General features: G+C 41.8%; 13 protein-coding genes. 7 read left to right on the top strand and 6 right to left on the bottom strand.

Annotation, left to right across the window (positions count from 1 at the left end):
• Positions 1 to 74: 74 nt before the first annotated feature.
• The 3 genes from AC1DRQ_RS08205 to tyrS form a co-directional block, all read right to left on the bottom strand.
• Positions 75 to 527, bottom strand: a complete 453-nt coding sequence (locus AC1DRQ_RS08205; RefSeq protein WP_429394908.1) for an RES family NAD+ phosphorylase — start codon at positions 525 to 527, stop codon at positions 75 to 77.
• On the bottom strand, positions 527 to 1,021 hold the full coding sequence (parS, locus tag AC1DRQ_RS08210) for a type II RES/Xre toxin-antitoxin system antitoxin (RefSeq protein ID WP_477423528.1): 495 nt from the start codon (positions 1,019 to 1,021) through the stop codon (positions 527 to 529). The genes AC1DRQ_RS08205 and parS overlap by 1 nt, the downstream gene beginning before the upstream one ends.
• A 105-nt stretch (positions 1,022 to 1,126) precedes the next feature.
• Positions 1,127 to 2,410 carry a tyrosine--tRNA ligase gene (gene tyrS, locus AC1DRQ_RS08215; RefSeq protein ID WP_477423529.1) on the bottom strand — a complete coding sequence of 428 codons (1,284 nt, stop codon included), beginning with the start codon at positions 2,408 to 2,410 and terminating at the stop codon, positions 1,127 to 1,129.
• Positions 2,411 to 2,570: 160 nt separating this feature from the next.
• Between tyrS and AC1DRQ_RS08220 the strand changes: the two genes are divergently transcribed.
• The 7 genes from AC1DRQ_RS08220 to AC1DRQ_RS08250 all read left to right on the top strand — a co-directional run bounded on the left by AC1DRQ_RS08220 (position 2,571) and on the right by AC1DRQ_RS08250 (position 9,663).
• Positions 2,571 to 3,242, top strand: a complete 672-nt coding sequence (locus AC1DRQ_RS08220; protein ID WP_477423531.1) for an ACP phosphodiesterase — start codon at positions 2,571 to 2,573, stop codon at positions 3,240 to 3,242.
• A gap of 211 nt (positions 3,243 to 3,453) precedes the next feature.
• Positions 3,454 to 5,436, top strand: coding sequence for a 30S ribosomal protein S1 (gene rpsA / locus AC1DRQ_RS08225; RefSeq protein WP_429396340.1), 1,983 nt, complete (start codon positions 3,454 to 3,456; stop codon positions 5,434 to 5,436).
• Between the two features lie 113 nt (positions 5,437 to 5,549).
• Positions 5,550 to 5,945: an ACT domain-containing protein gene (locus tag AC1DRQ_RS08230; RefSeq protein WP_477423533.1), complete on the top strand. Its 396-nt coding sequence runs from the start codon at positions 5,550 to 5,552 to the stop codon at positions 5,943 to 5,945.
• A gap of 119 nt (positions 5,946 to 6,064) precedes the next feature.
• Positions 6,065 to 6,604: a bifunctional pyr operon transcriptional regulator/uracil phosphoribosyltransferase PyrR gene (gene pyrR / locus AC1DRQ_RS08235; protein WP_429394898.1), complete on the top strand. Its 540-nt coding sequence runs from the start codon at positions 6,065 to 6,067 to the stop codon at positions 6,602 to 6,604.
• 55 nt (positions 6,605 to 6,659) lie between these two features.
• Positions 6,660 to 7,040 (top strand): four helix bundle protein, encoded by a 381-nt coding sequence (locus tag AC1DRQ_RS08240; RefSeq protein WP_429394895.1) that lies wholly within the window; start codon positions 6,660 to 6,662, stop codon positions 7,038 to 7,040.
• A 43-nt stretch (positions 7,041 to 7,083) separates the two neighbouring features.
• On the top strand, positions 7,084 to 8,010 hold the full coding sequence (locus AC1DRQ_RS08245; RefSeq protein ID WP_477423536.1) for an aspartate carbamoyltransferase catalytic subunit: 927 nt from the start codon (positions 7,084 to 7,086) through the stop codon (positions 8,008 to 8,010).
• Positions 8,011 to 8,196: 186 nt separating this feature from the next.
• Entirely contained in the window at positions 8,197 to 9,663 is a 1,467-nt protein-coding gene (locus AC1DRQ_RS08250; protein WP_477423538.1) for a serine hydrolase domain-containing protein, read from the top strand.
• A gap of 306 nt (positions 9,664 to 9,969) precedes the next feature.
• Here AC1DRQ_RS08250 and AC1DRQ_RS08255 read toward each other — a convergent pair whose 3' ends face one another.
• From AC1DRQ_RS08255 to AC1DRQ_RS08265, 3 genes are read right to left on the bottom strand one after another with little or no spacing between them, the layout of a single operon-like run.
• On the bottom strand, positions 9,970 to 11,097 hold the full coding sequence (locus tag AC1DRQ_RS08255) for an efflux RND transporter periplasmic adaptor subunit (protein ID WP_429394889.1): 1,128 nt from the start codon (positions 11,095 to 11,097) through the stop codon (positions 9,970 to 9,972).
• Complete coding sequence (locus AC1DRQ_RS08260) at positions 11,084 to 14,338, bottom strand: efflux RND transporter permease subunit (RefSeq protein WP_477423539.1); 3,255 nt, start codon at positions 14,336 to 14,338, stop codon at positions 11,084 to 11,086. The genes AC1DRQ_RS08255 and AC1DRQ_RS08260 overlap by 14 nt, the downstream gene beginning before the upstream one ends.
• A gap of 20 nt (positions 14,339 to 14,358) precedes the next feature.
• A complete protein-coding gene (locus AC1DRQ_RS08265; RefSeq protein WP_477423541.1) occupies positions 14,359 to 15,759 on the bottom strand; it encodes a TolC family protein in 1,401 nt (466 codons plus the stop codon).
• Between the last annotated feature and the right edge of the window lie 38 nt (positions 15,760 to 15,797).

Raw genomic sequence — 15,797 nt, forward strand, 5'->3', positions numbered from 1 at the left:
TTGAGATTCATCGCCCTTTTTTGTCATTAAATCATTGGCTATTGAGCTATTCAATGACTTAATGTCCAATGACTTTAAATAAGTCTTTCATCAAAATTAAAAGATTCTTTATTAATGATTCTTATGTTTTTAGCCTCGGGATGCAACGGATTAAGTACATAATTATACTCTGCCGGTACAACTGCCGATGGTACTTTCATTAACAAATGCTCTTGTTTTTTTAAAAAAGCATCGCCCATTTCCCTTAATGCAACAGGGCCGGATACATCCTGCCAATTATGAGGCAGTAAGGCGGTATCCAATAGGGTTATACTATGATCAAGAACTTCAATTTCGGTAAGGCAAAAATTTTCAGGGATAATTAAGGGGGATAAATGCACCAACACTTCCAGTACAGCCAGCGCTCTTGATGATGCCAGGTAAAGCATAGGCTTGCCTTCACTATTCCAGCGGCCGCCATATAGGCGGGCGCCTGTGCCACTTAGGTCATTAGCATAATGGCAATTAACAATACGGTATAGTATCATCAGGCAAAAATACCATGTTCAATGCGGCCCAATTCCTTAAAAACCATATCAAAACCGGCAGAAGTATCAAGGATAGTAACCGGGGCCTCGCCTTTAAAAACATGGCTGGGTGTTTTTATCCATATTTTAAATTTATCCATGGAGCCAAAAACTTCATCGCCGCGGGTGTAAAGACGTGCAAGCTCAACAGCCTTTTCGGCATATTCAGTTTTAATAATGGCATCATCATCATAACGCTGCAAAGTGCGCTCAGATATGTGCAATATATTGGCCAGCTCCTGTATATTTAAAGATATTTTTTTAGCCAGGGAAAGTAAAACACTTTTAGGAAAACCTTTACGAGCCAGGTTTATGATGTCAAAATCAGTAGAAAGCTTAACAGATTTTGCGCCACCCAGTAAATTATAAAACGAAGGCACAGCACCCTGCACTGCATAAGCCATCATTGGCTCATTAAGTTCAGTTTTAGTATTTTGCTTTGATTTATACGACATATATACAAATATAATTACCATTTGTCGTATTTACAAATATTTACACAATAAAAAAGCGATGCAGTTTTCGGCTACATCGCTTTAATACCATCAAACAATTAATGACTACTCAGCAACTATTAAAAAATAGTTCTTCTTACCTTTTTGTACCACCAGGAATTTGTTGTTGATCAGTGCATCAGCCGAATACACATCATCAGCGGTAGCAATTTTTACTTTGTTAATAGCTGCACCACCACCCTGTATCATCTTTTTAGCTTCGCCTTTTGAAGGAAAAACCGCGGTTTTGGCTGCCAGCAGATCGGCAACATTAATCCCCTCCTGCAGTTCGGCTAAAGCTACAGTAAAGTTGGGTACACCGGCAAATAAAGCCATCACTTCAGCATCGTTCAGTTCACTTAAAAACTCAATACCAATGTTACCAAACAAAAACTCAGACGATTTAATAGCCTTTTCGTATTCAGCCTCACCATGTACACGTATGGTAATATCTTTTGCCAGTGCTTTTTGCAATACGCGCGTATGCGGCGCTGCATCATGCTCCACTTCTAATGCTTCAATAAATTCTTTATCAAACAAAGTAAATATTCGAATGTAGGCCTTAGCATCAACATCAGTAGTATTTAACCAAAACTGGTAAAACTGGTATGGCGATGTACGTTTGGGATCAAGCCAGATGTTACCACCCTCGCTTTTGCCAAATTTAGAACCGTCGGCCTTTTTGATAAGCTGGGTAGTTAGGGCATAGGCCGTACCACCATCTTTACGGCGGATAAGCTCGGTACCGGTAACAATGTTACCCCACTGGTCGCTTCCACCCATTTGCAACATGCACTGCTTGTTTTTCCATAAGTAGTAAAAGTCATAGCCTTGTACCAACTGATAGCTAAATTCAGTGAATGACATTCCGGTATCGCCACCGATACGGTTTTTTACCGAATCTTTGGCCATCATATAGTTAACAGTAATGTGCTTACCTACATCACGTATAAAATTCAGGAATGAAAAATCCTTAAACCAATCATAATTATTAACCATTTCGGCACTGTTGGCGCCGCAATCAAAGTTTAAAAACTTTTCCAGTTGGCTCTGGATGCCTTGTAAGTTGTGCTGCAAAGCGTCTTCAGATAATAAGTTACGCTCCTGTGATTTACCCGACGGATCGCCAACCATGCCCGTGGCACCGCCAACCAGTGCAAATGGTTTATGGCCCGCGCGCTGAAAATGTATCAGCGTCATGATCTGGGCAAGGCTGCCTACGTGTAATGAATCGGCAGTAGGATCAAAACCTATATAGCCTGCAACCATACCTTTATTTAACAGGTCTTCGGTTTCGGGCATTATATCATGCAGCATACCCCGCCAGCGTAATTCTTCAACAAAGTTCATATTAAGTGTTGTTTCAAAAGCTGCAAATATAAAAGAATAATTGGCTGGGCAGATAGTTGAATAATGGTGATAATGCATTAACCACAGGTAAAATCTATTTCAAATAATTACTTATTTTTTGTAACTTGATCAAAACAGGGTATTTTGCAGAACACCGCCTATGAATTTTTTATCGCATTATTATTTTGATCGCCACAGCAACAACTGTTACCATATATTAGGTACCGTACTGCCTGATCTTTTAAAGAATGCCGATAAAAATATTATCCTGCACCCCGAAAAGCTACAACATACAGATAGCAACATCAACTCCATTATAGCGGGCTGGAACAAACACCTGGCGGTTGACCGCTATTTCCATTCATCTGATTTTTTTACAGTCCATTCGCACGAGTTAAAAAAAAAACTACTGCCAGCTATTGAGGGTTCGCCTGTAAAGCCATTCTTTTTGGGGCATATAGCCCTTGAGCTCATTATTGATAACCTGCTGCTCACCACCAGTAAAATACAGGTGGATGATTTTTACGCGCATTTATCGGGCTGTAAAACAGCAGTGATCAGTGAGTTTTTAACCTTTTCAGGCTTAAAGGACGGTACCCGGTTCTTTAAGTTTTATGAAGATTTTAAACGCAGCCAATACCTGCACACCTACGCCGAAACCCACCAGATAGCTTACGCCCTGAAACGCATTTGTATGCGGATATGGCAAAACCCCTTTACCCCACAACATGAAGCACAAATGAATGAGGTGCTGGGTAATTATCGTACCCTTCTGTTTCCAGATTTCATGTCGATTTTTGAGGAGATTGACAATAAACTGATTGATATTTAGTGTGATGATTATGTAAAGCGCAGGTTAAAAACGCGTAATGAAGCGTTCTTTTTCCTTTGAAGAAAGGTTAAAATCAGGACAAACTGGTCTATTTCCCTCAAAAAGGCTTAAATATCAGCAATTAACATTAAAATATTCTTTTTCAAATAAATTAATATACCTACCTTTGCAGTCCCAATTAACAAATTGGGAAAAGGAGAAAATTTATTTAATGGCAAAAAAACAAGAAGCAGAAAAAGAATTAAAAGCGAAAGAGGCTGAACTGGGTACAGTTACCGCATCTGGCGAAAAAGAAACGATTGAATCAGAAGCTGATTCAATATCTATCGAAGAGATCAAATCAAAAATTGCATTAACACCAAGTACCGATTTTGACTGGGATGCTGATGACAAAAAATTTGGTAACTATAGCGATAGCGACCGTGAGAAATTCGAGAAAATGTATGATGGAACTTTCAGCTCTATCACCAAAGGCGAAATCATCACCGGTACCGTTGTTAATGTTAACAACAAAGATGTGGTACTGAACGTAGGATTTAAATCTGACGGTTTAGTTTCAGTATCAGAATTCCGTGATACACCTGATCTGAAGATCGGTGACACAGTTGATGTATTTGTTGAATCGCAGGAAGATGCTAACGGTCAGTTAGTACTTTCACGTAAACGTGCAAAAACTCAAAAATCATGGGAGCGCATTAATTCAGCACTTGATAATGATGAGATCATCACTGGTTTTGTTAAGAGCAGAACTAAAGGTGGTTTAATTGTTGATATAATGGGCGTTGAAGCCTTCTTACCTGGTTCACAGATCGATATTAAACCTATCAGGGATTACGATGTGTACGTAGGTAAAACAATGGAATTCAAAGTTGTTAAGATCAACCACGAGTTTAAAAACGTAGTGGTATCGCACAAAGTGCTGATCGAAGACGATTTAGAAAACCAAAAAACAGAAATTGTTGCCCGTCTGGAAAAAGGACAGGTATTGGAAGGAACTGTTAAAAACATTACTGACTTTGGTGTATTTATTGACCTTGGTGGTGTTGACGGTTTATTACACATTACTGATATTTCATGGGGTCGTATTGAGCATCCACGCGAAATTTTGGCATTGGATCAAAAGATCAACGTTGTTGTTCTTGACTTTGATGACGAGAAGAAACGTATTGCTCTGGGCTTAAAACAATTAACTCCACATCCTTGGCAAAGCCTTGACGAAGGTATCGTTGTAGGATCTAAAGTTAAAGGACGTATTGTTACTGTTGCTGATTATGGTGCATTCCTTGAAATCATCCCTGGTGTTGAAGGTTTGATCCACGTATCAGAAATGTCATGGTCACAAAACCTGCGCAACCCTCAGGAATTCCTGAAAGTTGGTGACGAGATTGAAGCACAAGTGTTAACACTTGACCGCGACGAGCGCAAAATGTCATTAGGTGTTAAACAATTAACTCCTGATCCATGGCAAAATGCCGGCGAGAAATACGCTATCGGCACTCAGCACATCGCTACAGTTAAAAACATGACCAACTTTGGTGTATTTGTTGAACTGGAAGACGGTATTGACGGCTTGATCCACATCTCTGACCTTTCATGGTCTAAAAAAGTAAATCACCCTAATGAATTCACTAAAGTTGGTGAAAAATTAGACGTGGTTGTTTTAGAACTTGATATCGAGAACCGTAAATTAAGCTTAGGCCACAAACAGCTTGAAGAAAACCCTTGGGATACTTTTGAAACCATCTTCACTATTGATTCAGTACATGAAGGTACCGTTATTAAAGTAACCGACAAAGGTGCTATCGTAGCTTTACCTTATGGTGTTGAAGGCTTTGCGCCAACCAAACACCTGGTTAAAGAAGACGGAAAAGCTTTAAAAGCCGAAGAGTCTGCTGAATTCAAGATCATTGAATTTAACAAAGAAAACAAACGTATAGTTATTTCACACTCACGTATATGGGAAGAAGCTCGTGCTGACGCTCGCGTACAGGAATTTGAAAACCGCAAAAAAGAAGCAAAATCTGCAAGCAACGCGGTTAAAAAAGTGAAAGAATCAGTTGAAAAATCAACTTTAGGTGATCTTAGCGTATTGGCTCAATTAAAAGAGCAAATGGAAGGTGCTGAAAACAAAGCCCGCAAGGCAACAGCAGCTCCTGCAGCTAAAAAATCAGAATCTGAAGAAGAAGAAGCATAAGCTTTAAACTGACGTCAATATTCTCACAAGCCCTTCCGATTAATCGGAAGGGCTTTTTTTATGCCTCACCCTGCCCTCTCCAAAGGAGAGGATTCAACTTGTATATTTGTACAATGACTGGAGAAACAAACCTCAATACCTTACTAAAAAACATGACGCCCATACTCAATGCGGGTGATTATGTTTACTGTACCGTACCTGCTACTAATTCGGTTGACACCGCCGATATCTTAGGCCTTTTCAAAGAAAAAGAAGGCCTTACCGTAATCCTTAAAAAAGAAGTAGCCGACCAACTCCATTTGGAATACAGTTATATAGCTGCCTGGATAACCCTAACTATACATTCATCATTAGCAGCAACCGGGTTAACGGCTGCCTTTGCTACCGCATTGGCTCAGGAAAACATAAGTTGTAATGTGGTTGCCGCTTATTACCATGACCATATTTTTGTAGCCCGGAAGGATGCGGATAAGGCTATGGAAGCACTTAAAAGATTATCAAACCAATAAATATCACTTAAAGTATATAAGATTTAAACCCATATTTTTTAAAAGTCTCCCCTATCGGCGGAGATTTAGAGAGGGCTTTTCAAAACTATTTACYATTTTTGCCCAAATCCACCCATACGATGCAAAATCTTACACTGCTCGACGGACAGAAGTTTCAGATCACCATACAACGTTTATGTCGCCAGTTGATTGAAAACCATAACGATTTTTCAGGATCGGTATTAATTGGTATCCAGCCCCGTGGCATTTACCTGGCCAGGCGTGTAGCCGAAGAATTACGGAAGATACTCCCCGGCAAAACCATTCTGCACGGCGACCTTGATATCACCTTTTACCGCGACGATTTCCGCAGACAGGGATCGCCGCTGGTTCCTAATCAAACCAAAATAGATTTTATTATTGAAGGTAAAAAAGTGATCATGATGGATGATGTGCTTTGGACCGGTCGCACCATACGCGCTGCTATGGATGCCATGCAAGCCTTTGGTCGCCCGGAAAAGATAGAGTTGCTGGCCCTGGTAGATCGTAGGTACTCGCGCCACATACCGGTATCAGCCGACTATGTAGGTATCGAGGTGGATTCCATAGCATCGCAAAAAGTAGTAGTAAGCTGGAAAGATACAGATGGCGAAGATAAGATAGTGCTGGTATCAGAATAATTTCGGAATTCGGATTTTCGATTTCGGATTTTAGAATAACCGATGATTTATAACCATGGATAAAATAGAGTTAAAACGCAGAACACAAAAATTTGCGGTTGACGTAATAAAGTTCATTGAAGAACTTCCACGTAAACATTCACTCGATGTTTTATCCAAACAATTATTAAGAAGTTCAACATCAATTGGAGCAAATTACAGATCGGCTTGCAGGGGAAAATCAACTGCTGATTTTATAAATAAAATAATTATAGTTGAAGAAGAAGCTGATGAATCAATCTATTGGTTAGAGTTAATTGAGCAATCAGCTCTCACAAACTCAAACAGTTTATCATCGCTGAAAAAAGAAGCAAATGAACTTACAGCTATATTTACCGCAATAGGCAAAACTGCAAAAGAGAAACAACGAATTAATAAATCAGAAATAACGAAATAAATAATTCCGAAATCGAATATCCGAAATCCGAAATAAAAAAGATATGGCAGGACTAAGCACAAGGCACTTATTAGGCATAAAAGATTTAAACAGGACAGATATTGAACTGATATTTGAAACTGCCGATAMTTTTAAATCCGTTTTAAACCGGCCGATAAAGAAAGTGCCTTCGCTGCGCGATGTAACTATTGCCAACATATTTTTCGAAAACTCCACCCGTACCCGCCTGTMATTTGAGCTGGCCGAAAAACGACTCTCGGCCGATGTGGTAAACTTTGCGGCTTCCTCATCATCGGTAAGCAAAGGCGAAACGCTGATAGATACGGTAAACAACATTTTGGCCATGAAGGTAGATATGGTGGTGATGCGTCACCCCTACGCCGGGGCTGGCATCTTCCTTTCTAAGCATGTAAAAGCCCAGATCGTTAACGCCGGCGATGGTGCGCATGAACACCCCACCCAAGCCCTGCTCGATGCCTTTTCCATTCGTGAAAAATATGGCGATGTAGCAGGTAAAAAGGTAGTGATCGTAGGCGATATACTGCACTCACGCGTTGCGCTGTCAAACATACTTTGTTTGAAACAATTAGGCGCCGAAGTGATGGTTTGCGGACCAACTACCCTGATCCCTAAATACATTGGCTCTCTGGGTGTAAAAGTAGAACATAACCTTATCAAAGCACTTAACTGGTGCGATGTGGCCAACATGCTGCGCATCCAACTGGAGCGCCAGGACATTAAATATTTCCCTTCCCTTAGGGAATACACCATGCTTTTCGGTCTTAATAAAACTATCCTTGATTCTCTGGATAAGGAGATCACCGTAATGCACCCCGGCCCAATTAACCGCGGTGTGGAGATCACCAGCGATGTAGCCGACAGTAAACAATCCATCATACTTGACCAGGTTGAAAATGGCGTGGCTATAAGGATGGCAGTACTATACTTGCTTGCCGGACAAACGCCGTAAGGGTGTTCAATTTCATTTGTCGTATATGACGAGCGCTGTTATTGCCGTTGTTATAAATAAGCATGACAAAGAAATGCTACCCCTTGTCATCCTGAGGAACGAAGAATCTATTTGTACGCGTTGAATGCCGCAGAATAGATGCTTCACCATGTTCAGCATGACAAACATTATTTTATAAATAATGAAATGCTTAACTTGAAATCAAATTTATTCGCGCCGATGAAGTTTAACCATTCCCATTACTTATACATTATACTCATTATTGTATTTTGCTCATCCACCACCTTTGCCCAAAGCCGCCAGCAGCTTAAAACAGATTCAGTATTCGCACTTGTTCAAAAGTTTTTTAATGCTAAACAAGCCGATTCGCTTTATGCGCTGGGAGGCGACCGTTTCAGGAAAGCATTCAGCCCCGGGGCATTCCGGTCGGTTGCTGATCAACAGCTTTTCCCGTTAAATGATATTAAGGGCTCATCGCTCATCAGTTTTGTTAATAATAATGTAGCTACCTATAAGCTGATATTTGAGGCAGTAACCCTGCAATTGCAAATGGGCCTTGATCAAAATAACAAACTGGATATGTTTCTTTTTCAGCCGTTTAAACAGGTAACTGCGGATAAGATTTCGCAAGCTGCTACGTCAAACAAGCTTTTAACCCCAATGGATAAAGAGATCGAAGCGGTTGTGCGGCCCTATATTCAAAAGGCCAATACCGTTGGTTTAAGCATTGGTGTTTTAAAAGATGATAAGATCACTACCTATAACTATGGCGAAACGATAAGAGGGAATAGTAAGTTACCTACTCCAAATACCATTTTCGAGATCGGCTCCATCACCAAAACATTTACCGCTGCACTTTTGGCTTATTATGTAAACGAAGGTAAAGTAAAGCTAACCGATCCCATCATCAAATATCTGCCCGATTCTGTCACAGCAAATAAGGCGCTAAGCGCGGTCACCTTGTTAACCTTAAGCAACCATACGTCAGGTTTAGACAGGATGCCAAACAACCTTGATATTAAACCCAGTGATGAGCCTAACCCTTATAAAACCTACAACAAGCAGCTGCTTTTTGCCTATTTAAAAACATGTAAGCTTAACAACAAGCCCGGCGAAAGATATGATTACTCTAATTTAGGGATGGGTTTGCTGGGTACTATATTATCGCAGATAAGCGGCAAAACGTTCGATCAGATGGTGGCCGACGTGATATGCAAGCCCTTAATGATGCAAAGTACCGCACAGCACTTAAGCGTAGCAAGGCAGGCTAACTTTGCAAGTGTTTACAACGAGACCGGCAACGTTACACCTGCCTGGGATTTTGACGTATTAGCCCCCTGCGGGGCCCTGCATTCGTCTGTAAATGATTTATTGATATATGCCAAGGCCAACATGGTTTCTGTCAATAATAAGCTCGGAAAGGCCTTTGAGCTCACTCACCAGATAACCTTTACCAAAGATGCAAAAATGGGCCTGGCCTGGCACATTATCCTGGTTGATGGTGTGGAGTATTATTTCCACAACGGCGGCACCTATGGCAGCAGCAGTTTTTTAGCTTTTAATACTCAAAAGAACCTGGCAGTGATTGTGCTGTCAAACGCTGCAGAAAGTACCGACGCTATTGGGACTGGCATTTTGAAAAAGTTGCAGTAGATTTTGTCTGAACCTTGATTTCCGGGATTAAGGGATTGACATGATTTTTCTTACCGTTGCCTGTGTCCTCACAGGCAACTATACCAATGTCTGTGAGGACACAGACGTTGGAAAAAAATAAAAAAAAGCTGTCATGCTGAGCCTGTCGAAGCATGGTGGGCAGGCCTCTGCGCGCGATCCTTCGACAAGCTCAGGATGACAGGCCTGCTTTACCCCTTAAAACATTACATCCCACTCTGCTGGCGCAAAGCGGGATGTAAACGTCAATAAATCAGTCAACGAATTAACTCAATCCAACCCTATCAACTAATTATTATCTTTCACAGTTGATCCGTCCCTTATCTCATCGGTAGCAACTTTTACCAGTTTGTCATCGGCTTTCAAATCGCCGTAAACCTGGATCATGTCGCCTGATGAAAAACCTTTTTTAGCATCAACCCATTGTGCTTTATGGTTTACCACTTTAATTACAAAAACCTTTTCGGTTGAGGTAACCACAGCGGTTTTAGGAACAACAAAAGTACTGTCGCCACCCGGCAAAGGCACATTCACTTCGGCAAACATGTGAGGCAACAATTTTTTATCTTTATTATATACGTCCATTTCCAAACGCTCTGATCTTAGCTTTTCGTCAAGCGCACCGGCAAGGCGTTTTACCTGTGCGGTAAATTTTTCATTTGGCAATGCCTTTACCGTAAAACTTACTTCGCTTTTGTTACTTAAGCCTCCGGTTGAGTTTTCTGGTATTGATACCACCAAACGTAGCCTTTTCTGGTCCTGCAAAGTAAACAACGGATCAGATCCTTTACCACCAGGGCCAACATAAGCGCCTAAGTTTACATTACGGCTGGTGATCACCCCATCAAACGGGGCCCTGATCTCCAGATAAGCGAGGTTGGCAGAAACTTCTGTATAGGCCGATTTTGCAGCTTCAACATTAGCAAAGTCTGAGTTTTTCTTAGCCTCGGCCTGTTCCAGGTCATTTAGTGATACCGTACCTGGAGTTTTACTGGTGCTTAACAACCTGTCATAAGTAGCCTTGCTGGCATAGTACATTGCTTCCTGTTGTTTTATTCTTGACTGTGCCCCTGCCAGTTGCGAATTGATCTCCGGTGCTTCTAAAACCACCAGCAATTGCCCCTGGTGCACTTCAGAACCTATATCAACCAGCAATTTTTTAACATAACTGTTGACCTTGGCAAACAGGTCGACCTGTTGGTAAGGAATCAGTTCGCCGGGAACGGTAACCGTACTGCTCAGCTTCCCTTTTTTAACCGGGGTAAGCTCAACCGAAGGGGTTTCAACAGCTTGTTCCTGTTGTTCTTCCGCGCTTTCTTTTTCTTTTTCTTCTGAATGACAGGCACTCAGTAAGCTACTGATGGCTACCGCTAATACGGCAAGCATGAGGGTTGATTTATTTTTAAGCTTGTTCATGATGATGCAAAGGGACATAAAATTTACTTTCTTTATCTTCAGGGTCTAATGAAACAGATTGAGTGGAGGCATTGCCTTGTACCCAGGCAAAAACCAATGGTAATATTAACAAAGCGGCAAAGGTTGAAGCTATAAGTCCGCCAATAACGGCACGACCAAGCGGCGAGGTCTGATCTCCCCCTTCACCTAAACCTGATGCCATAGGTATCATACCTACTATCATGGCCAAACTTGTCATTAATATTGGCCTTAAACGCAAAGCTACGGCTTCGCGGGCAGATTTTAGCGCATCGCCGTTATGCTTGCGCAACTCTTCGGCATTAGTTATCAACAACACCGCGTTGGATATGGATACACCTACAGACATGATCATACCCATGTACGATTGCAGGTTGAGCGTTGCCCCCGTTATTTTAACCAGGAACAATGAACCAAACAATACCGCGGGCACTGTTGACAATACCACGAACGACATTTTGAACGATTGGAAATTGGCTGCCAGCATCAGGAATATCACCAGGATAGCTACCAGTAACCCAGATTGTAAGCTATCTAAAGTAGATGTCAACGTCTGGCTCATTCCACGCAGCTCAATGGTTAATCCGCGAGGTAGTTTGCCTAAGGAGTTGATGGCCTTTTGCACATCGTCAGTGGCTGTGCCCAGATCCTTATTATTCAAATTTGCAGTAACTGACAGTGTAGGTATAGCGCCAATATTATCATTCTCGCCATTGGTTACACCTGTTTTAACATCTGCAACATCACTTAAAACGGGTCTCGACTGATTGCTTAATACCGGGATCTCTTTAACATCATTTAAACTGGCCATCTGAAACTCAGGTACCTGTACCTGTACCTGGTAACTTAAACCAACCTTTTCATCAAGCCACACATTTTTTTCGGTATATCTTGATGACGACGTAGAAGCAATAAGCGAACGTGAAATATCATTTACCCCTACACCCAGCTGTGCAGCCCTTTGCCTGTCAATATTAATATCGATAGATGGATAATTAAATGACTGGCCTATCTGCGCATCACGCAAATAATCTATCTTTTTTAGTTTATCCAATACTTTAAAGGCGTACTCCTGGTTCTGCACCTTGTTTTTGCCGGATAAGGCAATTTCAATAGGTGTTGGTGATCCCTGGCTTAAAATTTTATCGGTTAACTCTATTGGTTCAAAAGAAAGTTTTATACCCGGCAACTGTTTGTGTATCGCATTCCTGAAACGTTCTTTCAGGTCATCCAGGTTCTTTACTTTATAATCTTCGGTTAAACTGATCTGCATTACGGCTTCCTGCGGACCAGCCATGAACAAGTAAATTGGATTGGTTGAAAACGAAGCTGGATGCGAACCAACCATAGTTGAGGTTATGGCAATATGATTTTTACCCACAATCTCTCCCAATATATGCTGGGCTTTCACTGCAATTACTTCGGTACGTTCCAAACGTGTTCCATCCGGCGCACGTAAGCGAACCTGGAAAGTACCTGAGTTAACTTTAGGCAATACATCGCGTCCTATGATATTGAACAGTAAAAAGGCTAATCCAAATGCACCAATTACATAAACCGTTACCAAAAGTTTTCTTTTAGGCAACATACGGTCCATTAAGCGCATAAAACCATCCCTGAACCTGTCAAAGCGGGTTACTTTGCCTCCGGTATGTTCAAGCGCCCTCTTCATGGCTTTTTCTTTTTGCTCCCAGGGTTCGCCTTCGTCTTCTAAAGCAAAACCATCTGCGTGACTGTGATCCTCATGTTTGTTCACCATGATCCAGTTGGCCATGATGGGCACAAAGGTTTGAGCCAGGAAATAGGATATGATCATGGAGAAACCAATAGCCAAAGCCAGTGGCAGGAACAACGCTCCCGGTATGCCGGTCATGGTAAAGGCCGGCGCAAACACCGCCAGGATACAAAACAGGATCAACAATTTAGGAAAAGCTATCTCCTTACAGGCATCCCATATAGCCAAAGCCTTGGGTTTACCCATATCAAAATGCTGGTGAATATTCTCGATAGTTACCGTCGATTCATCAACCAAAATACCAATAGCCAGCGAAAGCCCGCTCAAAGTCATGATATTGATAGTTTGATGGAAAAGCGACAGGAAAAATATGGCTGATATGATACAGGTTGGGATAGTTAATATTACAATTAATGCCCCGCGCCTGTCGCCCAGGAAAAGTAATACCATCAGTCCGGTAAGTACCGCTCCAATGGCTCCCTCTTCGGCCAAACTTTTTACCGCGTTTATAACGTAAACTGATTGGTCAAACACAAACGACAGCTTCACGTCATCAGGTAATAAAGCCTGGAACCGAGGGAGTGCTTTTTTGAGGTTTTGAACCACATCCCATGTTGACGCCGTGGCCGATTTGGTAATTGGCAGATAAACCGAACGTTTACCGTTTATCAAGGCGTAACCTTGGGTAATATCGGCGCCATCCTCAACAGTGGCCACATCATGTAAAAACACGGTTTGGATACCGTTTTTATATAAAGGGATATCGCCAAAATCCGAGATCTTTTTAATAGTGGTGTTTGTTGGCGCCAGGTAATTATAATCACCTACGCGTACGTTACCTGCAGGGGTGTTCAGGTTATTTTCGCGTAAGGCCGCAACGATCTGGTCGGGTGTTAAGTTATGCGAACGCAGCAAACCCGGATCAACCTTAATTACTACTGTACGCTGGTTACCTCCAAAAGGTGCCGGTGCAACCAAACCCGGAATAGATGTAAATGACGAACGCACGTATACCAGCGCATAATCAAGCAATTCGTTGTTATTACGTTTAGGGCTGCTCAATACCAACTGACCTACCGGCAGGGTTGAAGCATCAAAACGTAAAATAAATGGTGGCTGTGATCCCGGCGGGAACGCGGCCTGGGCCCTGTTGGTGTAACTCGTGACCTCGGCCGCGGCCTGGGCCATGTTAGTACCTTCGTAAAAAGTAACTTTTATTAATGTTAACCCTTGAATGTTCTTGGTTTCGATACTTTTAACACCTGAAACAAATAACAGTAAGTTAACGTATTGCTTACCGAAGTATGCTTCCATCTGGTTTGGGGTAAAACCTCCGTATGGATGGGATACATAGATAACCGGTAAATTAAGATCAGGAAAGATATCTATCTTGATAGTACGTACCGCGTTGATCCCGAAAAAAAACAGTCCGGCTACTATAACCAATATGGTAATTGGTTTTTGAAGCGCCCCTTTTATCATTCCCATTATGTATGTATAATCTGTTATTAAAAATTATTGATGAATATGCCAAAATCGCCGGTGGCAGCCGACTTGAACAGTAAAGCCTGCCATACATTATTTAAAGCTATATAGCGGTCAACCTCGGCCCGGTTCAAAGTAAAAAGAGCCTGCGTAAAATCAACTATATTGGCCAGGCCGTTTTTATACAGGGTGTACTTTTGCTTATACGCATCACTTGCAGCCGAAACTTCAACCGGTACTTCATGATAATTTTTTAAAGCATTTCCTATGCGGGTTTCAGCCAGTATCTCCTGTGCTTCCAGGCGTTGCTCAACAAGGTCATAATCATTTTTAAATTGCTCTGAAGTATACTTCTGCGATTGCACCTGGTAATGCACCCTGAACGGATTAGTCAGGTTCCAGACCATGGCCACACCAAACAGGTAATTATACCGGGTTGGGTTGGCACCGGCACCGTAGCTGCTGCTGTAGCTGTTTAAATTGGTACTATAATCAGAGTTAAAGCCCGATCCCCTGCCCTGGTAAACACCAAACAGGCTGAATGTAGGAAGAGCAAATGTTTTTAAATACTTAGCCTGCTGATCGCTCACACCTATGCGGTTCTTTAAAAACCGTAGTTCCGGGTGATCGCCTAATTGCACGGTGCTTTGTGTACCAAGGTTACCAGGCAGTTTAGTGATAAAAGCACTATCAAGCACAAAATCCTGCGACGGGATGCCCAGGAAAATTGACAATTGATTGCTCTGATCCTGTACCGTTTGTAAAGTGTTGGTTAAAGAAATTTTAGCATTTGATACCTCGGCATTAGCCAGTGACGAATCAACCCCGGGGTTTAAGCCATTTTTAACACGTGCTACTACCACTTTTTGCAAGTCAATGGCACGGTTAAGGTTGTCCTGCTGAGCTTTTGCCAGCTGCTGGGCGGCCAATAAATTAAGATAAGTGCTTGCCACTCTCACTTCATGTTGAAATTGTTCCTGTATCAGGTCGGTTTCATTAAGCGAAACTATGGAGCGCTGTACTTTAACCTTTTCAACAGACTTTCCAAAACTAAAAAAATCCCAGCTTACATTGCTGAGATATAGCGAACCAAATGCCGCGTTCCAGTTTTGCTTGGGCAATGTAGGGCCCGACGAGGCCACAGATAAACCATGATAGCCATACAAAGGCCCGTTTTGGCCGTTGGCAGTTCCGTAATCCTGCTGGGCCGAAATACTTACATCGGGTAAATATTCTGTGCGTGTTTCTTTTAAGTTTGCCTTAGCAGCATTTAGCTGATTTGCTTTGGATTTGATGGTACCGTAATTAGCGAGTGCCATTTGTTCAGCATCTTTGATATTTAAAACTTTTTGCTGAGCCTGAGCATGGAAGACAGAAAAAACACCTACAAACAGAAGTAATTGTTTTGAAGGTAGATTAAACATATTGTGTATTTTGTACACAGCAAAGGTATCAGTATTTT

It is taken from the genome of Mucilaginibacter sp. P4_E8 (genome assembly GCF_056401495.1).

Excerpts from the sequence above, each read along its gene's own strand:
- AC1DRQ_RS08205 (WP_429394908.1), bottom strand. The coding sequence starts at position 527 with ATGATACTATACCGTATTGTTAATTGCCATTATGCTAATGACCTAAGT.
- parS (WP_477423528.1), bottom strand. The coding sequence starts at position 1,021 with ATGTCGTATAAATCAAAGCAAAATACTAAAACTGAACTTAATGAGCCA.
- tyrS (WP_477423529.1), bottom strand. The coding sequence starts at position 2,410 with ATGAACTTTGTTGAAGAATTACGCTGGCGGGGTATGCTGCATGATATA.
- AC1DRQ_RS08220 (WP_477423531.1), top strand. The coding sequence starts at position 2,571 with ATGAATTTTTTATCGCATTATTATTTTGATCGCCACAGCAACAACTGT.
- rpsA (WP_429396340.1), top strand. The coding sequence starts at position 3,454 with ATGGCAAAAAAACAAGAAGCAGAAAAAGAATTAAAAGCGAAAGAGGCT.
- AC1DRQ_RS08230 (WP_477423533.1), top strand. The coding sequence starts at position 5,550 with ATGACTGGAGAAACAAACCTCAATACCTTACTAAAAAACATGACGCCC.
- pyrR (WP_429394898.1), top strand. The coding sequence starts at position 6,065 with ATGCAAAATCTTACACTGCTCGACGGACAGAAGTTTCAGATCACCATA.
- AC1DRQ_RS08240 (WP_429394895.1), top strand. The coding sequence starts at position 6,660 with ATGGATAAAATAGAGTTAAAACGCAGAACACAAAAATTTGCGGTTGAC.
- AC1DRQ_RS08250 (WP_477423538.1), top strand. The coding sequence starts at position 8,197 with ATGCTTAACTTGAAATCAAATTTATTCGCGCCGATGAAGTTTAACCAT.
- AC1DRQ_RS08255 (WP_429394889.1), bottom strand. The coding sequence starts at position 11,097 with ATGAACAAGCTTAAAAATAAATCAACCCTCATGCTTGCCGTATTAGCG.
- AC1DRQ_RS08260 (WP_477423539.1), bottom strand. The coding sequence starts at position 14,338 with ATGGGAATGATAAAAGGGGCGCTTCAAAAACCAATTACCATATTGGTT.
- AC1DRQ_RS08265 (WP_477423541.1), bottom strand. The coding sequence starts at position 15,759 with ATGTTTAATCTACCTTCAAAACAATTACTTCTGTTTGTAGGTGTTTTT.